Origin of the sequence: Nitrosospira sp. Is2 (genome assembly GCF_033095785.1) — a bacterium.
In the GTDB taxonomy this organism is placed as follows: Bacteria; Pseudomonadota; Gammaproteobacteria; order Burkholderiales; family Nitrosomonadaceae; genus Nitrosospira.
Genome location: NZ_CP137134.1, coordinates 2,698,650 through 2,718,948, shown reverse-complemented (window position 1 = coordinate 2,718,948; position 20,299 = coordinate 2,698,650). Strand labels below are relative to the sequence as shown.

The 20,299-nt window shown below is 54.7% G+C and carries 14 protein-coding genes, 1 tRNA gene and 1 riboswitch; of the genes, 4 read left to right on the top strand and 11 right to left on the bottom strand.

All coding sequences use genetic code 11. From position 1 onward, the window contains the following. Positions 1 to 47 precede the first annotated feature (47 nt). The 9 genes from R5L00_RS11910 to R5L00_RS11870 form a co-directional block, all read right to left on the bottom strand. The gene (locus R5L00_RS11910; RefSeq protein ID WP_258192688.1) at positions 48 to 389 is read right to left on the bottom strand and encodes a winged helix-turn-helix transcriptional regulator; all 342 of its coding nucleotides are present in this window, start codon (positions 387 to 389) and stop codon (positions 48 to 50) included. Between the two features lie 326 nt (positions 390 to 715). Further along, positions 716 to 2,167 carry a hypothetical protein gene (locus tag R5L00_RS11905; RefSeq protein ID WP_317651906.1) on the bottom strand — a complete coding sequence of 484 codons (1,452 nt, stop codon included), beginning with the start codon at positions 2,165 to 2,167 and terminating at the stop codon, positions 716 to 718. A 579-nt stretch (positions 2,168 to 2,746) separates the two neighbouring features. Beyond that, positions 2,747 to 3,874 (bottom strand): calcium-binding protein, encoded by a 1,128-nt coding sequence (locus tag R5L00_RS11900; RefSeq protein WP_317651904.1) that lies wholly within the window; start codon positions 3,872 to 3,874, stop codon positions 2,747 to 2,749. 663 nt (positions 3,875 to 4,537) lie between these two features. After that, complete coding sequence (gene atzF, locus R5L00_RS11895) at positions 4,538 to 6,445, bottom strand: allophanate hydrolase (protein WP_317651902.1); 1,908 nt, start codon at positions 6,443 to 6,445, stop codon at positions 4,538 to 4,540. A gap of 2 nt (positions 6,446 to 6,447) precedes the next feature. Next, entirely contained in the window at positions 6,448 to 10,086 is a 3,639-nt protein-coding gene (gene uca, locus R5L00_RS11890) for an urea carboxylase (protein WP_317651900.1), read from the bottom strand. 48 nt (positions 10,087 to 10,134) lie between these two features. Next, entirely contained in the window at positions 10,135 to 10,806 is a 672-nt protein-coding gene (locus R5L00_RS11885) for an urea amidolyase associated protein UAAP2 (RefSeq protein WP_317651899.1), read from the bottom strand. Continuing rightward, on the bottom strand, positions 10,803 to 11,534 hold the full coding sequence (locus tag R5L00_RS11880) for an urea amidolyase associated protein UAAP1 (RefSeq protein WP_317651898.1): 732 nt from the start codon (positions 11,532 to 11,534) through the stop codon (positions 10,803 to 10,805). The genes R5L00_RS11885 and R5L00_RS11880 overlap by 4 nt, the downstream gene beginning before the upstream one ends. A gap of 122 nt (positions 11,535 to 11,656) precedes the next feature. Continuing rightward, positions 11,657 to 13,129: an APC family permease gene (locus R5L00_RS11875; RefSeq protein WP_317651896.1), complete on the bottom strand. Its 1,473-nt coding sequence runs from the start codon at positions 13,127 to 13,129 to the stop codon at positions 11,657 to 11,659. A gap of 216 nt (positions 13,130 to 13,345) precedes the next feature. Further along, positions 13,346 to 13,459: riboswitch (guanidine-I (ykkC/yxkD leader) on the bottom strand. Between the two features lie 109 nt (positions 13,460 to 13,568). After that, the gene (locus tag R5L00_RS11870) at positions 13,569 to 14,264 is read right to left on the bottom strand and encodes an O-methyltransferase (protein ID WP_317651895.1); all 696 of its coding nucleotides are present in this window, start codon (positions 14,262 to 14,264) and stop codon (positions 13,569 to 13,571) included. Positions 14,265 to 14,741: 477 nt separating this feature from the next. Between R5L00_RS11870 and rnk the strand changes: the two genes are divergently transcribed. Both rnk and R5L00_RS11860 read left to right on the top strand, forming a co-directional pair. Then, positions 14,742 to 15,155 carry a nucleoside diphosphate kinase regulator gene (rnk, locus tag R5L00_RS11865; protein WP_107694285.1) on the top strand — a complete coding sequence of 138 codons (414 nt, stop codon included), beginning with the start codon at positions 14,742 to 14,744 and terminating at the stop codon, positions 15,153 to 15,155. Between the two features lie 290 nt (positions 15,156 to 15,445). Continuing rightward, positions 15,446 to 17,053, top strand: a complete 1,608-nt coding sequence (locus R5L00_RS11860) for an alginate export family protein (RefSeq protein ID WP_317651892.1) — start codon at positions 15,446 to 15,448, stop codon at positions 17,051 to 17,053. Here the strand turns inward: R5L00_RS11860 and R5L00_RS11855 are convergent. Then, positions 17,050 to 17,577, bottom strand: coding sequence for an adenine phosphoribosyltransferase (locus tag R5L00_RS11855; RefSeq protein ID WP_317651890.1), 528 nt, complete (start codon positions 17,575 to 17,577; stop codon positions 17,050 to 17,052). The genes R5L00_RS11860 and R5L00_RS11855 overlap by 4 nt on opposite strands. Before the next feature lie 170 nt (positions 17,578 to 17,747). On the opposite strand from R5L00_RS11855, the gene R5L00_RS11850 reads away from it, so the two are divergent. Then, positions 17,748 to 17,839, top strand: a tRNA-Ser gene (locus R5L00_RS11850). Positions 17,840 to 18,315: 476 nt separating this feature from the next. On the opposite strand, the gene R5L00_RS11845 is transcribed toward R5L00_RS11850, so the two are convergent. Next, positions 18,316 to 19,398, bottom strand: coding sequence for a chemotaxis protein CheB (locus R5L00_RS11845; protein WP_317651888.1), 1,083 nt, complete (start codon positions 19,396 to 19,398; stop codon positions 18,316 to 18,318). A gap of 446 nt (positions 19,399 to 19,844) precedes the next feature. Here R5L00_RS11845 and R5L00_RS11840 point away from each other — a divergent pair, with 446 nt between their 5' ends. After that, entirely contained in the window at positions 19,845 to 20,297 is a 453-nt protein-coding gene (locus R5L00_RS11840; protein WP_317651886.1) for a chemotaxis protein CheW, read from the top strand. The last annotated feature ends 2 nt before the right edge of the window (positions 20,298 to 20,299 follow it).

The window sequence follows — 20,299 nt, the reverse complement described above, 5'->3', positions numbered from 1 at the left end:
AAAATAGGGCCTGTTCTGCCTGACAGGAACGCCGGCTCGCCCGTGAGTCAAGGCTCATCCCGCTCAAATTTGGGAAAAATCATTGTGCCAGGATAATGCCTCTTCCCCCATTTAACGATGACTTCCAATACCGGCCCCAGGTCCTTGCCCTTCTCCGTAAGGAAATATTCGTAGCGCACCGGCCTATGTTGGTAAGCTCGCCGGACCACCAGCCCGACGCCCTCCATTTTCTTCAACCGATCGGCAAGTATGTTTGAGGCAATACGCTCCGGCGAGGCTATCAAATCCTGGTAACGGCATTTGCCCAGCATCAGGTCCCGGATAATCAGCAGCGTCCACTTGTCGCCAAAAATATCCAGCGCGTTTGTAACGGGACAAACAGACCGCAAGAACGGTTCTTCCTGCGTCGGTTGAGTGCCAGGTGAGTCTGTAGGGTCTGAAGTTGGGGGCTTCGCAGGCATGCTTTGTAATGGAGAACGCTTTGTAGAAAGAATTATAATGTAGTTTCTTGACTTGCATTTTGCAATAGACACGGTTGAGCCGGAACCACTTTTTTATCGCCAGCGCCCTGCCGAAACGCATCGGGTCTATTTGCTGAAGCGGGAACCCAGGTCTCGCGCAATCTCAGGTAATGGCGCAAAACTTGTCGTAAAAATCGAATGGCCTGCCCCTGGTCAGGCGGCAGGCCCTTAAAACCTTTATTACTGATACAACGTTACAGTGCTGCCAAAAATGCGACCAAATCGGCCTTCTCAAGCTCGGTAAGCCCTATCCCAAAACGAGTGTTATAGAAATCAACTACAGCATCAAGGTCGGGGGCAGAGCCATCATGAAAATAAGGCGGTCTTGAGGCGACAGAACGAAGAATCGGTCCTTTGAAGCGTCCAATATCTTTCCATTTACCCGTAATCAGGGCGCGGCCCGGATCCGTAGTTTTAATTGTTTCGCCCGTGACGTTGTTCTGAAGTGTATATAAAGGCATATCGGGGGTGCGGCGCGACTCATCGGCGATGCCGATATCCACGGCCAAGGGAACCGAGTGATTGCCAGAATTGGGCGCGTTATGACAGGTAGTGCAAGTGCCCGCGAGTATGCTCATATTCAGATCATCATTCAAACCTTTAACATTCGTGATCTGTATGGGCTTGGTATTAAACAGGGCTTGACCACGCGCGATAGCGGCACGTCCACTGTCACTGCCGGACGATTTCTCGATCTCATCCTCCTCGCTGGGTGCAGCCGGATTAAAACGGCTCCAGGCATCATAGAGCGACATCACCTTGGGATTGAAACCGGCGCGAGTACGATAATCCCCGGCGACGGTATCGTTGATACCGAAGTAATAATCCTGCTTACTTAGCTGCATGGGGCCGCCACGCCCCCCATGTGTTATCAGATTACCTGCCTCGGTGCTATGTATCTGGGCTGTAAACAAGCCCGATTCGAACGTCATGATCTCTCTGCGCTGTTCAGGGGTAAGGGTCTGCAACGCCTCAGCATGGCCCACCGTGGCGTTATTTGCCTGGCTTGAAAGGTCAAACGATACGGAAGCATAGCAAGTCGAAGTGCCATAAATGCAGTAACTGGAACCCGGCATCAAGGTTGTCTCTCGTCCATCCCACATCACGCTGCTTAAAAATTTCAAGTTGGTTGAAGGCAATGGGCGGCGAAACAGGGACAACTCGGATGCGCTCGCATGACCGTAAGGATCATCGGCATCGACCAGCTTAAATTCCGCGTCGGCAGGTATGCCTATACCGACGCGCAAGTTCGCCTTGCTGAGCAGCATACTATAGGCCTTACGACGCTCCTCAACTGTTGACACAGCCGAATTAGGCGAATTTGCGCCATCGTTCAAGCGGAAGAGTGCATGCGAGCCTTGTGTTTTTTCAAAGCGTGCCTGAACGCCTTTGGGCGTGATCGTCCATCCCTCCGAAGGTTCGTGACACGTACTGCAGGTACGGCCATTGCTGCCCAGGCTTTTGAAAAATGCATTATCAAGATCAATAGCGCCGGCTGTATTGAAGCTCGCATCTATGCCGTGGCTATTGACTGATTTGAGCATGTTCCGCAAGTTGCCCTGATTACTATCTGCAAATACAGGCATGGCGAGCGTTGAAAGCAGAACGGACATCAGCGCCAATCCCGCAAAATCTTTACTTTGCATACTACGATCCTTAAAAGTTGTTAGAAAATGAATGCTTCCCGGCCTCAGCGGTCCGGCTCAGCAGGAATTGCCGGGGGGATGCAGCCAGATAACGGCTGACGCGCCTCCAGTCCGGTGAACTGATCGCCCTCTTCACAGAGTTTTATTGCCCTGCCCCACTGTGTGTTATCAACCCTGTTCCATAAGGGCACTGCGTCCGGCCACGCATGCGGCCTTCACAACATTCTGCTTAGAGCGTCCTGTGGATATCAATGACATTTAATGCCGATATCATTGATCCGCTTTATTTCCCAGCACGAACGAAGGGGGAATACGGTGATGTAAGTCCGGGTGAGATAACTCGAGATGGGACGGAATAACTGCCCGTACTTCTAAATGCTCAGCCTTTACCCCCTTGACCGATCGGAATAAGCGCAACGCTCGACCTGCAAGGAAAAGTTCTGCCGTGTGGAAAAGTCCAGATATCCCGTAGGCCGGGCAAAAAAATGCCCGCAGATTTTACTCTGCGGGGCATTAGTGGCTATTTACCAATCCATGCTCACGTAAACAAAATCAGTACGGTTCGCATGGGCACCTAGCTTAATACGCCGCCAGGAAAATATCGCTCGCGTCGAGCTCCGGCGCACCGACCAGTTTAGCCAGGTCAGTCGCGCCATGTCCGCCCTTACCGTCGGCATCGAACGACAGAACACCTGTTTTTTCGTTGTAAACGAAGAAATCGTCCTTATCCTCCGCTTTACCCCACTTGTTGCTGGCGAAATTATCGTCGTCAAGCTCGCCTTTCTTCAAGTCGTTGCGACGGCCTTCGATCGCGTCATTGACGTCCTTCAGGCTGAATTGCAGGGTGTCTTCTCCTGACTTGAAGCCATCGATTTTGTCGAAGCCGTTGGACCACTTAGTTACACCGCTGAACACGATGGTGTCTTCGCCTCTGCCGCCGTCGATTTTGTCGTCGCCTCTGCCGCCCTCGATTTTGTCATCGCCTCTGCCGCCAAAGATCGTGTCGTTGCCGCCCTTGCCAAACAGCTTGTCATCACCCCCGCGGCCATCGATAAAGTCGTTGCCGTTCCCACCCTCGAGCTTGTCGTCGCCTCTGGTGCCGACTATGTACTTGCCATAGTGGCTCTTGTTGTGATCGGCGTAGCTGTCATGGTCTTCCCGTTGGCCATAATCCTTCCCGTCCTGGTCCCTGTAATCGTCCTTCTTGTCATCCTTCTTGCCGTGCTTGTCGTCCTTCCTGTCATCGTCCTTCTTGTCGTCGTCGTCCTTCTTGGCGTGCTTGTCGTCCTTCCTGTCATCGTCCTTCTTGTCGTCGTCGTCCTTCCGATGATCATCCTTCTTCTTGTCGTCATCGTCCTTCTTGGCGTTCTTGTCGTCCTTCCGGTGGTCATCGTCCTTCCGGTGGTCATCGTCCTTCCGGTGGTCATCGTCCTTCCGATGATCATCCTTCTTCTTGTCGTCATCGTCCTTCTTGGCGTTCTTGTCATCCTTCCGGTGGTCATCGTCCTTCCGGTGGTCATCGTCCTTCCGATGATCATCCTTCTTCTTGTCGTCATCGTCCTTCTTGGCGTTCTTGTCGTCCTTCCGGTGATCGTCATTCCGGTGATCGTCCTTCTTATTCTTGTTGTCGTCCTTATAGTCGTCCTTATGATCGTCGTTCTTGCCGCGACCCAGAGTTGCTGTGATATCTAAAGTTGCTATAGCCATGTGAATTTCTCCTGAGAGTGAGTTTAACTAAAGATTGCAGTTCGCAACTGTTGGCGAATCAGGTTCGCTTAGAACCTGATCGCAGGCACAGAGTATTTATTGTTCGGAATCAGGTTGCTCCCTCTCACTCAACCTTGAGACATTCCGCTTTGCTTTGCACGCTGCGTGTTTTTGGTGTAGCAGTTACCATGCCAATCTTCCTATGTCGTTAAATTTGCTTAAGGTTGTTTATAAATCATCGTCACGCCACTACCCCTGACCTGAGATGTCCGTCGTCAACAAGCGCGACAACAAATCTGTTGAGCAAGAGACTTAGGGAGACTAAGCTATTGAGCCTTAATACTAATACACAGTGTCGCCTCACAACGACACTGCCGAATGCTTATCGCCTGTTTTAGGCGTTAATGCAACGCCCTTGAATACGATCAAGCATTGTCGTCAAAAAACGACAACGGTATTGATTGAAGAATGTGAAAAACAGAACTATTGACCGTCTGGATTGCGATTCGAGCACGCTTTGGCAGACCCGCAGCGAGACCGGGGCGCGCCTCAAACGCAACCACTTGTCGCATCCGTGCAGGACTTGAATAGGTGTGGCTTGGGCGGGACAGCGCGTTACGTCACATTGCGCTACGCCAATCCGGACGTGCCATCCCTGGCGATCTAGCGGTCAGTTAGTGTTTCGGGCAGTGCGCGACTGCTCAGGTAGCCCCACCAGCCCCCGTAGCGGCTGATATCGATCGCACCAGCAATTGCATAACGCTCGCACAGGAAGCCTTGTACCGCGTCACCGCTCGCCAGCGTGATGGTCCCAATACCGAGCGGGACCGGGATGCCAGCGACAAAGCCGCCGAATTCGCGTTCGGGCATCTCCCAAACCTCGACATCGATGGACGTTCCTGGCTCATTCGCCTCAACATGCACCAATCCTGGACGATGCGGCGGCCCCCCGGGCAAGGCGTAGAGTTTGTAGTCTGAAGAGGTCGTGGTTTTCGTCACGAGCCTTCCATTGCGGCCCGTCAGTTCCCCATTCAACGGCAGGCCGGACAAATGCGCTCCGCACACAGCCACCCTTACCCAGCCGGGCTGCCGGCTCGCACGACCCGTCGGCTTTGATGAGTCGTTTGGCAAAGGTGTTGAAGGTCTTTGCGGTGACGAAGGTTTTTGCAAGGTCACGCCCGTTGCGCCAAGTGGAAGCGCATGGGTTTGTTGCAAGCGCTCCGCTAAATGTAGCAGCGGGATGTCGCGGTGAGCTTGGGCCACCAGTGTTATGCCAAAGGGCAGCCCATCATTTTGAAACCCAGCCGGCACGGCGACGGCGGAGTAATCGAGAAGATTGACAAAATTGGTGTAGTAACCAAGATTCGCATTGAGCCGCACGGGATCCTGCTGCATCGCACGAATCGTATAAATCGTTCCTGCGGTGGGTGTCAGCAGGCAATCGACTTTAGCCTCCGTCCATATCCGCTCAGTCTCGCGCTTGAGCCTGCGCAACTCATATTCGCCTTCACAGGCATCCGCTGCCGAATAACGGTCGGCGCCTCCTATGATCTCCCGCACAGGTGCAACCACCTGATCGCCGTGCGAGTCGAAAAAATCCCTGATTGCCGCATAACGTTCAGCTACCCGCGGACCTTCGTAGAGCAGCCGCGCAGTCTCCAGAAACGGAGCGAAGTCTATCTCGGCAACGGTGCCACCCAGCGCCTCCATGCTTGCCACTGCCCGGTCGAACAGCCGCGCAGCGTCCTGATTACCAAAGAATTGAAGCTGATGCTGGCGAGGGACGCCAAAGCGGAAGCGGCCGCCGCTAACGCTGAAATCGAAAACATGCTCCTTTCTCCCGCGAGAATAAACGTCTTCCTCGTCATACCCCACGGACACTTCCAGAATGCGACCGGCATCGGTGGCGGTAAAGGCGAAGATGGAAACACAATCGAGGGAACGACAGGCCGGTACCACGCCCCTTGTGGACAGCCAGCCCCGGGTCGGCTTATACCCGATCAAATTATTGAAAGCCGCGGGAACTCTGCCGGAACCCGCCGTATCCGTTCCGAGACTGAAACACACCATTCCTTTTGCCAGCGCCACTGCCGAGCCGGAGCTTGATCCGCCTGAAATATAATCCGGGTTAAATGCGTTCTGGCACGCGCCGTATGGCGACCGCGTCCCGTTCAGTCCAGTGGCGAACTGATCAAGGTTGGTCTTCCCGATGGGAATCGCGCCGGCATTGATCAATCTCTGCACCACGGTTGCATTCTTTTGCGGCGTGTAGGCATACGCCGGGCAGGCCGCCGTCGTTGGGAGACCGGCCAGATCAATATTATCCTTGATTGCAAAGGGAATGCCGTACAGCGGCAGGGCGTCCATTTCCCCCGCGCTCACCTCCACTGCGGACGCGTACTGGCGCAACGCCTCGAGGGGCATTATGGATATCCAGGCGCTGTTGTCATTGTTCCGGACGTGCCGGTGCACCGTCTCCACCATCTGACTCGGGGTGAGTTCGCCGCTCGCATAGCGTTTCAGGAGGGTTTCGATATCGCCCAGATATCCGGGTGACGACCGTTTATCCATATTCATTCTTCCTGAACAATAAAGAGCATCTGCCCTGCGGAGACGTGCGCTCCTTCTTTGCAAAATAATTGCCCTACCCTGCCCGCCACCGGCGCAGCCACCGGGAATTCCATCTTCATGGACTCGACCACCAGAACGGTATCGCCTTCTTTCACGCGGTCGCCTTTTTGCACCAGGAGTTTCCACACCGTACCGGTAACGTGGGCGCTAATGGCGCGTGCTCCGTCAGGCAGATCCAGCTCGCTCTGCGTATCCGCTTCCTCCAGCACGATCTCGCTGATGTATTCAGCCTTACCCTCGGATTTCCACCGTTCGCGCTCCGCTTCAAACGCAGCCTGCTGACTCGTCTTAAAGGCGCTGATCGACGCCGCGTTCTGTTTGAGAAAAGCGTTGTACTGTTTTAAACTGAAAGTGGTATCTTCGATGCGCAGCTTGAAGTGACCGGTAATGAAGTCGCTGCGGAGCTTGAGCAATTCGCTCTCGCTTACCGGATAAAAACGGATCTGGTCGAAAAAACGCAGGAGCCAGGGTTTCCCGCCTGCGAAATCGGCTGTCTGACGATACCGGTTCCACATCTGCACGGTGCGCCCAACGAATTGGTATCCGCCCGGGCCCTCCATGCCATAGATGCAGAGATACGCGCCCCCTATGCCCACCGCATTCTCTGGCGTCCAGGTTCGTGCGGGATTGTACTTCGTGGTAACGAGCCGGTGGCGCGGGTCCACCGGCGTGGCGACAGGCGCGCCGAGGTAGACGTCGCCCAATCCAAGCACCAGGTAGCTCGCCTCAAAAACGGTATGCTGCACCTCTTCAATGTTGTCCAGCCCATTGATCCTTCGGATGAACTCGAGGTTGCTCGGGCACCACGGCGCGTCGTTTCGCACCGACTGCATATATTTCTCGATTGCCAGCCGCGTTGCCCCGTCATCCCAGGATAACGGGAGGTGCACGATGCGCGACGGGACCTCAATGTGCTCTATATCCGGTAATTTCTTTTCTGTTGCCAACAGGATGTCCAGCAGCTTGTCGCGCGACAGCAGTGTCGAATCAAAGTGGACTTGCAGCGAGCGGATGCCTGGCGTCAGATCCAGGATGCCCTCGAGTTTCCGGGTATCTACCGAATGCTGCAACGATTGCATAAGCGCATGGGCGCGAAAGCGCAAACTCAGGTCAAGTTCCAGCGGCCCATACTCCACCAGCAAATTCTTGTCACCTGCCTGGCGGTAAATCACCTGTACCTGTCCGCTGCTCTGCGGCGTAAAGTGCAGGACCGGAGTTGCAGTGGCCGCCGACCCTGCCTCAGGCGCAGCCGTTGCGGCTTGCGTCTGCCTCAGGTCCCTGATGGCCATCTCCTGCAGTTTCTCCTGGGCAAGTGCCTGATCCATCGACATAGGCCGGAAGCGTACGCTATCGCCCGGCTTGAGTTGCCCAATTTTCCATAGTTCGGCGTGGACGATTGTGGCCGGGCAAACGAAGCCGCCAAGACTGGGGCCGTCCGGTCCGAGAATCACCGGCATGTCGCCGGTGAAATCGACCGTGCCAATCGCATATGCGTTGTCGTGTATATTTGACGGATGCAACCCCGCTTCGCCGCCGTCACTGCGCGACCACTGGGGCTTGGGACCGATGAGGCGCACGCCGCTGCGACTTGAGTTGTAATGCACCTCCCAGTCAACGGCGAAAAAGGTTTGTATATCCTCCTCGGTAAAAAAATCCGGCGCTCCATGCGGGCCGTACAGCACGCCAATGTCCCATCTGTCGCGGTAATCGGGAACCAGTTCATCCGGCAACGCCGCCCGAGAGGGGGAGTCGGGAAGCAACCTGGCTTCGACGATATGCAGCACATCACCGGTCAGAAGCGCGCGTCCCGCATGACCGCCGAACTGACCGAGCGTAAAGGTGGATTTACTTCCCAGATAATCCGGAACCTCAAAACCGCCGTGTACCGCCAGATAAGACCGGCAACCGTGATTCACGAGTTTCCCAAGCTGAACCACTGCGCCAGCCTTTACTTCGTGCGCTCGCCATTGCACAAGAGGCTCACCATCCAGCCGCACGTCTATGGGCGCGCCGCATATTGCGATCACGCTATCGCAATTGAAGCGCAGCGTCGGGCCCGCAAGCGTAATCTCGAGCCCAGCCTTGCCGCTGTCATTATCGACCAGGCGATTCGCCAGACGGAACGCCAAGCCATCCATGGGCCCGGATGGCGGCACTCCCACGCTCCAATAACCGGTTCGCCCCGGGTAATCCTGCACGGTGGTCTGCACGCCCGGACTGAGAACATCGATGGTATGGGCAATGTAATGAAAGCCATTCAGAAAGGCGGTCGTATGGCGCCCAGCCTGGAATGCGGTACTGCGGAGAATCTGTTTAAGGTAGTCGAGATTCGTTTCGACGCCGTGCAGAGAGGTCGCATCCAGCGCAGCATGCAATCGGGTTATGGCCTCCTCACGATCTGCGGCATGCACGATGATTTTAGCCAGCATCGGATCATAAAAAGGAGAAACCTCGACCCCGCGCTCCACCCAGGTTTCAACACGCGCCTCGGATGGTTTTGGAAAAAAGGCGCCCGTAAGCACGCCACAGGAAGGCTGAAACTCCCTCGCGGGATTTTCCGCGTACACACGCGCTTGAATCGACGCGCCACCCGGCTTGATCTTGAACGACTCCAACGGGAGCAAGTCTCCCGCCGCCTGTAGGACCATCCACTCCACCAGGTCGATGCCGGTCACTTCTTCGGTCACGCCGTGTTCAACCTGCAGACGCGTATTCACTTCCAGAAAATAGAATTCATCCGTGGATGCGTCCAGAATAAACTCTACCGTCCCGGCGGACTGATAATTGACCGACTTGGCCAAACGAACCGCGGCATCCAGCAGGGCCTTGCGCACGGATGAAGGCAGATTTGGCGCCGACGTTTCTTCGATGACCTTCTGATTGCGCCGTTGCATGGAGCAGTCGCGCTCACCCAGCGCGATCACCTCACCCTTGCCATCACCAAAAATTTGCACTTCGATGTGACGGGCATTCGCGATATATTTTTCGAGGAACAGTCCTGCGTCGCTGAAATTATTCCGTGCCAGATATTTCACGGATTCGTAGGCTCCGCTCAACTCATCCCTGTTCCAGCACAGGCGCATGCCAATGCCACCGCCTCCGGCGGTGCTTTTCAGCATGACCGGATAGCCGATATGCCCAGCGTAGCGAAATGCCTCCTCCACATCGGCGAGCAAGCCAGTCCCGGGCAGCAGCGGCAAACCGTTCTGCGAAGCGAGTTCCCTTGCCGTATGCTTCAGGCCGAAATCACGCATTTGTTTCGGACTCGGGCCGATAAAACATATACCGTGCGCACTGCATTGTTCGGCAAAATCCGCCTTCTCGCTCAAGAATCCATAGCCGGGGTGTATCGCTTGCGCCCCCGTGCGCTGGGCGAGTTCCAGAATCTTGTCGGCACGCAGATAGCTATCCGACGCTACCCCGCTACCAATGCAATAGGCTTCGTCTGCTTCCAACGCATGCCGCGACAGTGCATCAGCCGCAGTATAGACTGCTACGCTTTTCACATTCATGCGTTGAAGCGTGCGAATAATACGGCAGGCGATGGCGCCACGATTGGCGATCAAAACTTTCTCGAACATACCTTATTCCTGAGTTATGCAGTCATGGCAGGCTTGCCATCCATCACATCACACGTTTGGATCGTCCCATACCAGCAACCGGATCGGCGTGGGGTTGTAGGCGTTGCAGGGGTTGTTCAGTTGCGGACAATTTGAGATGAGCACCACCACATCCATTTCCGCTTTCATCTCCACATACTTGCCTGGCGCGGATAAGCCATCGACGAACTCCAGGCCGCCTTCCTCGCCAACGGGCACGTTCATGAAGAAATTGATGTTGCTGGGCAGATCGCGCTTGCCCATACCCAGATGCTCGCATACGGGATCGTGAGCGAGCGCATGCAGGAAGTTGTCGCGGCAACTGTGCATCGGAAATTTGTCCAGCCCATACCGCACCGTATTGCTTTCCGCCGCGCAGGCCCCACCCAGCGTATCATGCCGCCCGCATGTGTCGGCCACGAGGGTGAGCATGACATTCCCGCAGTTGGAGTACAGCATGCTGCCGGTGGTGAGATACAGCATCTGCTGGCGGCGAATCGTATTTGTAGCGCTATATCGCTCGGTCGCCCTCGATGCATTGTAGAACAGCGTATCCACCGCCTGATTCCCACCCAAATCCACGATTCGGAATATTTGTCCCTGCATCACCAGCTTGACCCAGGGCTCGCCCGCGGGACATATCTCATCCACCACCGCCGCCTCGGGATCAAGCCTGCTTTCGACAACTTGTGTTGCGCTCATGCCGCACCTCCATCACAGCCATATAGATGTCGAGTATTTTGCAATGCGCGCATATTCTCCGGGATGCGTGCACACGCCGAAGCCGTTGACGGTGGCGTGGCAAAGGCTGCCAGTCCGACTGCGCCCGGGCGGTAAAGCTTTGCGGGGTCGAGTGGGTGCGGTGCGGAGGAAAGGATCACCAGCGTATCCATCTCGAAGCTCAAGTCCACATAATCCCCGGCCTTGCTGTTGCCCGAGTGAAAGGTCACGGCGCCCGCTGCATCGGCGGTAACCTTACTGAAGAAATTGATATTGGCGACCATATCGCGCATGCCGAGCCCCCACTTGCCGAGCTCAATCAGCATTCCATCCAGCCCACTCCGAAACATCTCATTCCGCTGTTCCTGAAAGCGCGTCATGCCGTATTTTTCACGTACCAATGAGGTGTCGCTCACGCCACACGCCGTATCGTTCCACCCCGCGGTATCCTCGGTAATGCAGCAGAAAATACGACCCATGTCTGAGTGACAGGCATGTCCTTTCGTCAAGCGGAACGTGTGCTGCGACTTCAGCGTATCCGCCATGTTGTACCGTTCCAGTTTTTCTTCAGGATTAAAAAACAGTACCGCGGCATTCGCCCCGCCATTAATGTCCGTCAAACGCAGCGTCAAGCCCCGGCGCAAAATGCCCGACCAATGGCATCCGCCAGGAATGTACTGATCCCAAAGAAGTGCGTGCGGCTGGTTCATATTTCTCTCCTTTCTTTCTTATGATTCACAAATTTTCTCAAGAGGGTCCGGAATTCGATCGACAGGTCAATTTTTACGCCGTTCCGGAGATCTGGATAAGCCGTGACAGCCATCACCCGAGCTTACTGCGGCGCGACCTTGCGTGGCGCCGTTTTTTTTCGGATTTTGTTTACCAGAATGTACAACGACGTCACGCCGACGATACCGCCCAGCACGAGGGGTACCGCCCAAAGCTGCCACCATGGGGCGGCGGGCGACACCGCATAGGGGCGCGGCCATGCAATATTAATGAGTTCGAACACAGACCAGAGAAAAGCTACCGTATTGATCGCCAAACCCCACCCACCGAGCTTGAGCTCGCCTAACGCCGGGTTCCAGCGACCCGTCAGCCTGGTATACAACCCCACCCCTGTGGTCATCGAGAACATGGCATAGAGTCCTCCGGTCCCGAACGCTATTACCGTCGCCACTGCGCCGTCGTTCAGCCCAAACAGCAATCCGAGTCCGGCCAGCGAGACGGTAAACAGCACCGCCTTACGGGGCGTCTTGTCCGGCGCGAGCTCGCTTAACACAGCAGGCATGTTCCCTTCCCGCGCCATTGAATAAACAATGCGCGAGGTATATTTCACCACTGACGCGCCACAAGCCAGGAATGCAACCATCACAATCCCTAGAAACGGCTTCTCAGCCCAGTGGCCGAAACTGCTGACTATCACGGGAGTGATTGGATCAGATGTGTTGCTCGCGGTTTGAAGCGTATCCCGGTCGAATGCCAACGTCAGCGCGGCGGAATTGAAGAGCACGACTGATCCCACCACGCACAACGATAAAAATACGGCGCGCGGCACCATGCGCTTGGGCTCATTGGTTTCCTCCGCGATTGTCGAACATGCATCAAAGCCGATGAATGCCCAGCCTGCGATAGCAAGTGCTGCAAGAAATGCCGCGGTTTCGCCGGGCGCGGTTCCGGTGCCGAGATGCTGGAACAATTCCGAGAACGAATGCTGCCTGAAGAAGAGAAACAGCAGGAGCGCCACGCCTAGCGATCCCACCACCTCGGCATAAACCCCAAGCGTGATGACCAGCTTGAAAATATTGACGTTAACCACGTTGACCAGGGTGCAAAGCAGCAGGAATACGGCTCCCCACATGACTAAAGCATGGCCTGTCTCCCCGGGCAAGCCAGAAAACAGGGATAGCCACACGCCGCCGGTATAAGCAGTTGTGGTTAGCATGGCAATAGTCGAACTCACATAAATGACGCCGGCGAATTGCCCTGCAGTCGCACCAGCCAACTGATGCGTCCATTTATATGCCCCCCCCGCGATCGGGAACTGTGACGACAGTTCGGCGTAAACGGTGGCGACCAGTAATTGCATAGCCAAACACGTAACCAGCGCGGCAAACCAGCCGCCCCCCGTGACCACAGTCTGTACGCTGATAATGGCGTAAAGGCCGACCACCGGCGAAACAACCGCAAAACCGAGGGTGAAGCTGTTCCAGACGCTCATGCTGCGGTGAAGCTTATCGCCGGTTTCTGACGCCAACGAGGGAATGACCTCGGGAAAATTATCCGGGCAAGGCTTTATCGGCATGGCGATCCCTTCCGGCTAAATTCCGGGGACGGGTTTCGTTCACCGCGCGAGGAGCCCGACCCCCGGCGCGGTAAAGATGCGCCCCTGAAGGCGATTAGCCCGAAGCCGGAACCGGGCGTGGAGGAAAACGTAGAAGGTATGGAAGAGAAATGCATGAACAAGGTCTCCTTTGGAATCGGCTGGGTCAAACCCAAGAGTCAATGTATGTCCTACATTATCTCCCGGGCTTTTATCCCTCCGTGGAGCCTCGTCACGACGAAGCCGGAAACTCTCGGACCAGACGCCTTCTTCTCCGCTAAGGAGCAGGCCGGAACCCTAGTTTCACTTTACAGCAACCGTACTTGTTGGTCGAAAACGTCCAACTCGAAGTACAGTCAGGTATTACTGCTACGCAATTTTTGCACGCCTCGCCCAGAAAGGCAAGATATTGCCAGTGAGATCATTCGGGGAGTTTTTTGCGCGCCACGACCACGCCATCGCGAGTAGGGTTGATGAAGGCATCAAATTCCGGGTCATCGAAAATGAGACGATTATGCTCGAGTATTGCCTCTGTCCAACCGGGCACAATGTCGACATACCGTTCGACTGCGACTCGTCCATGCCATAGGACATTATCGGCAACATAAAGGCCGCCAGGACGAATCCGGTTTTTGGCCATGCGCCAGATCTCGGGATAATCACCCTTGTCCGCGTCGTTATAACAGATATCAAACAGTCCGTCGCTCTGCGCAAATATCTCCTGGGCGATACCAACCCGGAAATCAATTTTCTCCATTAGACCCGCAGCACCCAGGTATTGTTCAGCCTTGGTTTTATTGAGCGAATCGCCATCCGTGCAAATCACCTTACCGCCAGGAGGAATTGCTTTCGCGAACCAGTAGGCGGAATAACCATAGCCACTGCCGAACTCAAATACGTTTTCGGCATTAAGCGTCTTCGCCAGCATTTGAAGAAAAACGCCCACCAATCGTCCGACTATTGGAAAATTATTTTTCTCGGCCACAGCCTCCATCTCGATCAGTACAGGATGATCCGTAGTCTGGCTTACCAGACTACGCATGTATTTTTCGATTGCCGGGTTAACCGGGACCAACACGGCGGGGTTGAAAATGGTTGGGGATTGCATATTTGTCATTAACGGCTCCTCCGAAAGATTACAAAAACGTAAGCGTCCGCTGGTAATAGCCTCTGGATTAAGGGCGTGGTGGACAGACCGGTCGAGGTTTATATCTGGTTTTCAGTATAGTTGGTATCGCGAAATATATGAAATTGCCGGGTCAAGCGTGACGAATGCAAAGCCATTGTCCCGCCCTGTCCAGATAGCATTGCAATCCGGTCTGTCGATGGGAAAGCGGGGTATCTCTCTTATAGCCAGTTTTCACTTCCGAGCGGCGCGACCCCTCCCGGGATGGCCGTTCCATGCCGTTTGATGTAGAATACGATTCTTTTCGCCATGCAGCATTCCCCTTTGGCCATCGCGCTCGGGTAGTACCCCTGTAGCGAACGGCAAAAATCTGCGGCCTCCGACAAACCCCCAGCTAGACCCAATCTGAGCTTTCCGGCAATGCCGTTATTCGCATAGCACAATCGCACGGACTTGAACGAGGTTGAAATGAATCGCAAACCCCGCGTTGTATTGACATCCCAGGATCTGGAACGGCTTGAAACTTTGCTTGAGTCCCATCCAGCCAATGCCTTTCCAGGCAAGAATGAACTCCGTGCCGAGCTCGACCGCGCGGACGTTGTCGAGCCCGAGCAAATTCCGCCAACCGTCGTGACCATGAATTCGACAGTGCGCTTCAGCATCGATACCTCCGGCGAAGATTTCTGCCTGACCCTCGTCTACCCAAAGGATGTGGATGGCAGTGGCAATACCATTTCCATCCTCGCACCGGTCGGCAGTGCACTCCTCGGTCTCTCCACCGGGGATGAAATCGAGTGGCCACGTCCGGGTGGTGGCACGATTAAAGTACGGATAGTTGAAGTAATTTATCAACCGGAACGCGAGGGAAAATTCCACCGTTAGCCCGGATCCGATATGTACGGGCGCAGGCGACGGCAGCCACTGTGCCCCTCTGGATCGACGGCCTGCTGAAAATGCCATAAGGGGCCGAAAAGCTGACAGCTATCAACAATTGGCGGGTTCAAAAGACACCCTGATTCTGCTATAGTTCCCGGCAAATTTTTTTGCCAAGAATTATATAAAATTTCAGGGACCCTGCTATGAACCTGCCCAGTTGTCCGGCTTCACCAGCCGTCGCCAGCCCCCACACAAAAACATCTCGCACCATGTCTGAGATTAGCCCAGCCGGTTCATTGTCTAAACTCTGTATCGGCATCGGTGCTCTGGGCCTTGCGATCCAAGTTTTTGCAGCGGACCCGCCTCCCGCTCCTGCAGGCAACACGACGGTCGCCCCGACCACCGCGCCGCCCGTCGGAGCCGCAACGCCACTCCCGGGAACAAAGGTTGACTGGTCCAAGGTCCCCCCGGTAACAGCGCCGCCCCGGCCAGGCATGTTCACGATGCCGCCATCGGGACCAAACTATTACACCTTAAAGGATCAGGCTACCGGAAAAAAACGCGACGCTCCGCCGGTTTCGCCATTTGCCCCGTATGCGCTGATGACGACGCCGGCCTTTGATCTTGATTTCCGCTATATGGAAAAACCGGGGTATGAGCCCGATCTTTTCGATCCCATTAAGCGCATTCATTTAGGGGATGATTTTCTCCTGTCGTTTGGCGGCAGCTTCTGGTACCGCTACATGCGGGAGTCAGATGCTCGCCTGACTAACACGAGCGACAACTACCACATGATACGGAGCAGGTTCCATGCTGACTTCTGGTATCAGGACAAGGTCCGGTTGTTCGCGGAATTCATCGATGCCCGTACTTTTGGGCAGGCACTGACACCCCAGCCAACCGATGTCAACCACACTGACATGCTGAACCTTTTTGCTGACGTCAAGGTGGCAACGATTAAGGATGCGCCGGCGTATATCCGCTTCGGCCGTCAGGAACTCTTGTATGGATCGCAACGGCTGATCTCGACCCTGGACTGGGTGAATACGCGCCGCACCTTCCAGGGGGTGAAGGGCTTCTGGCGCACGCCCACATTTGACCTGGACGCTTTCTGGGTCCGGCCGATGGTTACTCAAAGAGACAGCTTCGACAACTGGGATGAAAAACAGGAATTCTTCGGCTTGTGGGGAACGTACCGCCCCATGAAGGGCCAGCTGGCTGATTTCTATTTCCTGAGTCTGGACGACAATCGTAATAGAGCGATCGGCAGCAACAACCTCAGGGGCGATTCAATCACGCATACCCTCGGCAGCCGTATCGCAGGCGATTACAACCAGTTTCTGTATGAACTGGAAGGCATGTACCAATTCGGGCAATACTCCAACCAGGATCTCTCGGCTTTTGCAGTCGCCTCGGGTGCCGGATACCATTTCAAGGGCGTTCCGCTAAATCCTCAGTTCTGGCTGCGCTACGACTTCGCTTCGGGCGACAACAACCTGACCGATGGGGACCGCACCACATTCAACCAGCTATTTCCTTTCGGCAACTATTACATGGGCTGGATAGACCGCGTGGGCCGTCAAAATATCCACGACTTCAACGCCCAACTCAATCTGCACCCGGTCCCCTGGGCAAATTTCACGGCTCAATACCACCGCTTTTATCTCGCCAACAAGCAAGACTTTCTGTACAACGCGGCTGGACTTGCTACCTTGCGTGACCCCACGGGACAGGCTGGAAGCTATGTTGGTGATGAAATCGACTTCCGTTTCAATATTAACGTCGACCGGCATCACAATGTACTTGTCGGCTACTCCAAGCTGTTTGCCGGTGATTTTATGAAAGCGACAGCGCCCCGCGTTTCGCCGGATCTGTTTTATGTCCAGTACAACTTCCGGTTCTAATCACCTTCGAATTCGCATAGCGAGAACACCTTAAGCCCCTGGTTCACCAACCTCGACCTGCCGCCGACCTCGGGCAGGTCGATGACGAAGCAGCATTCCACCACTTCTCCGCCCATGTCCTGTATCAGCGCGGCGGCGGCCTCCGCCGTTCCCCCTGTCGCTATGAGGTCATCCACCAGAAGCACGCGGTCGCCCTTCTGAATCGCGTCCACGTGAATCTCGATGCGATCGCTGCCATATTCCAATTGATAGTCACGCCCGCGGGTCTCCGCCGGCAGCTTTCCCTTTTTGCGTATAGGCACGAAACCGACGCCGAGCTCGTAAGCAACCGGCGCTCCGATGATGAAACCGCGCGACTCGATCCCCGCGATCTTATCGATTTTTATTTCCTTATGACGCTTGGCAATCTCCTGGATCGTTGCCCGCAACCCCACCGGGTCCTTCAACAAGGTCGTAATGTCGCGAAACATGATGCCTTCACGAGGGTAGTGCGCGATGGTGCGAATACGTGATTTAATTTGCATGACAGTCCGGGGTATGTTTCAAATGCGATCACCTTACTCAAGCCGCGGCGATGCCGCTGGGCTGCGGATGAGCTGGGATTTTCCGCTATACTACCGGAAAAGTTGCCGGAAACACCGTTCTGGTTTATTCTTTGCGCCCCTGCCGGTACCCCCGGTTGCGATTCCCGACAGGAGAGATGGCCGAGTGGTTTAAGGTACACGCCTGGAAAGCGTGCGTACGGCTCAAACCGTACCGAGGGTTCGAATCCCTCTCTCTCCGCCAATATACTATTTATGCCTCTGTTTTAAACAAATAAAAGAGAAACTCTGCTTATCAACCTGCATTATAGCCCCCCATACAAGCTCCCGCGGGACCTGTTCCCTATGGGGTTTTAACACTCCCCGATAAATCGAAACGATATTTTTACACGTAACCTCGCAACACGACCTTTCAATACGGTGTCCTTGACTCTGTCGACGAGCTTTCGCAGTACCAATAATTACTATCCAGATTCATCGTCTCCCACACAACGAAAGCTGCTTTGCGGGAGGGCTTGCAACACTTAGTTGTTAGCGGGTTGCTGGACGGTAAAAATGTTGGACGGATTACGCGAAGAAAACCAACCGTGTTTTTGACGACCTACAAAATGAAATATGGGGAAGTGCAGCCAGATGTGCGATTGGGGAAGTTCAGTGAGCAACAGGGCTGAACACATTGTTCAGGAGGACGAAAACGCTCATCGAAGTGCTAGGAAGCGCTCACTCAGAGGCTGGACGGGACGAATGAGCATTAAGGTCATGAGGACCGCCATCTTTCTCCGCCTCGTCAATCAAGCTGTCGGCGCTGAATCGCTTACTGGACAGTACGGTCTTGCGAAGCATTCCGGCTTGCTGCACCGCGTCGCGCGCCTGCTCCAGGAATATCGCCGCTGCATCCGCCTGGCCGGCGTCGGTCAGGCTCTTACTTGTCTCGTCGAGCAGCATCGCGGCCTCTTCAAGACTGCGCATTGCACCCCAGTAACTTTCATCTATTTTCTCCATCACGCCTGAAAGCAAGGCGCTAGAGGAGTAGGCGTGGCCGGTGTGGCAACGAAACCGATTTATTTTGCCTTCCTTGAGCTTTACCAACACGCCGTTACATTCCGGACAGGTAAACGGGGTCAACTCGCCGCAGTTCATAATTCCTTTCTTAAACGCGTCACCGTCCACCGCGACACTCACCTCGACCGCCATTCTCGACCTGTCTTCAGGAGAGTCTACCGCTTGCCTCGATTGCGGTTGGTTGGCGATTTTCATTAACAACGGACCAATTTGGTAGACGGAGAGGCAATGATTGATCTCAACCTGGCTGAGCGCGCTTGCAGGCATTGAGTCGAAGGCGGCTTCCCTAGGATCCTGGGCAATGGTCACACCCCCCATTCGTTTGATGCTCCAAAGCCCGGAAGTACCATCGTCTAACGCACCCGACAGAACGATCCCAATCACCTTCGAACCGTGATTGTATGCTGCAGAGCGAAACAGGGCATCGACAGACGGACGATTGCGGTTTTCCTTGGGCCCACGCGTTACAAGTACACGGTTGGTCTCAATCAAAAGGTGGTGGTCTGGGGGAGCAACATAAATATGGCCTGACCGGATCTCTTCGCCGTCTTCTGGGTGAACCGCAGGCAGTCTTCCGGCCCTGCTAAGAATAGCAGGCAAGTTACTGACGAAGTTTGGCGGGATATGGAGTACGACGAAAATGGCTGCGTCCAGACCGTCGGGTAGCGAACCTACTAATCCTCGCAGACTTTCAACTCCGCCCGCCGATGCGCCTACTGTTATAATACGTTGAGGTAGCATTTGACGATTTGTAATGATAAAACAGGGTGCTATACCGTGCAATATTATTACGCCCTCTCCCAAGAGGCACACTCGGTTGGTACTTTAACACGGGAGAATGAATCGCACCCTAAAAACAAACCACCCCTTCCCTCGAACCCCCTCTCGCGGGTTTTAATTCCTTCTCCCCACTCTTCTTCAGAATATTTCTTAATTAAATCCAGGGATCAGTTCCTGACTGCGTGTCAGTCCATGCGAACATCATGAGCATCCAACCGGATATCTCGTGCTCACCTGTAAGATTCTACAGCTATCCAGGATTTTCCTTTTGTTGTCTCATAGCCATACATTCGTACACACTCGTACAGGATATTTGCGCATCGGCCTTACACAGACACTCACTTTCCTGCCTGCCAAGTCGTTAGTGCAAGGAACCGTATTGTGTAAAAACTCATGCCCGCACAAATATGACTCACCAATATCTTGTTTTTCTTTTGGACGATCAACGTTATGCCCTGCGTCTGTCCGCGATAGACAGAGTCGTGCGAATGGTCCATATCACACCGATTTCGAGCGCGGCGGACATTCTGCTCGGCGTAGTCAATCTGGAGGGTCTGGTCACACCGGCTATTGACATGCGCCGGCGTTTTAATCTGCCGAAACGTGAAATTTCCCTGTCAGATCGTCTTATTTTCGCACGCACCGAACGGCGTTCTGTAGCGCTGGTGGCAGACACAGTAACGGGCGTTATCGAGTGTTCCGAGCATAACCTGATTCCCGCTCAGCGCATCGTCCCGGGACTCACCCTCGTTGAAGGCATTATAAAGTTTGAGGATGGGTTGATCCTCATCCATAACCTCGACAAATTTCTTTCACTTGAAGAAGAGGCGTCCGTGGATTTGGCCCTTGCTGCTTCCTAAGA

What these genes read in the sequence shown, in the direction of transcription:
- R5L00_RS11880 (WP_317651898.1), bottom strand. Translation starts at nt 11,534, where the DNA reads ATGAACCAGCCGCACGCACTTCTTTGGGATCAGTACATTCCTGGCGGA.
- R5L00_RS11870 (WP_317651895.1), bottom strand. Translation starts at nt 14,264, where the DNA reads ATGACAAATATGCAATCCCCAACCATTTTCAACCCCGCCGTGTTGGTC.
- R5L00_RS11840 (WP_317651886.1), top strand. Translation starts at nt 19,845, where the DNA reads ATGACTCACCAATATCTTGTTTTTCTTTTGGACGATCAACGTTATGCC.
- R5L00_RS11900 (WP_317651904.1), bottom strand. Translation starts at nt 3,874, where the DNA reads ATGGCTATAGCAACTTTAGATATCACAGCAACTCTGGGTCGCGGCAAG.
- R5L00_RS11885 (WP_317651899.1), bottom strand. Translation starts at nt 10,806, where the DNA reads ATGAGCGCAACACAAGTTGTCGAAAGCAGGCTTGATCCCGAGGCGGCG.
- R5L00_RS11875 (WP_317651896.1), bottom strand. Translation starts at nt 13,129, where the DNA reads ATGCCGATAAAGCCTTGCCCGGATAATTTTCCCGAGGTCATTCCCTCG.
- atzF (WP_317651902.1), bottom strand. Translation starts at nt 6,445, where the DNA reads ATGGATAAACGGTCGTCACCCGGATATCTGGGCGATATCGAAACCCTC.
- rnk (WP_107694285.1), top strand. Translation starts at nt 14,742, where the DNA reads ATGAATCGCAAACCCCGCGTTGTATTGACATCCCAGGATCTGGAACGG.
- R5L00_RS11855 (WP_317651890.1), bottom strand. Translation starts at nt 17,577, where the DNA reads ATGCAAATTAAATCACGTATTCGCACCATCGCGCACTACCCTCGTGAA.
- R5L00_RS11845 (WP_317651888.1), bottom strand. Translation starts at nt 19,398, where the DNA reads ATGCTACCTCAACGTATTATAACAGTAGGCGCATCGGCGGGCGGAGTT.
- R5L00_RS11905 (WP_317651906.1), bottom strand. Translation starts at nt 2,167, where the DNA reads ATGCAAAGTAAAGATTTTGCGGGATTGGCGCTGATGTCCGTTCTGCTT.
- uca (WP_317651900.1), bottom strand. Translation starts at nt 10,086, where the DNA reads ATGTTCGAGAAAGTTTTGATCGCCAATCGTGGCGCCATCGCCTGCCGT.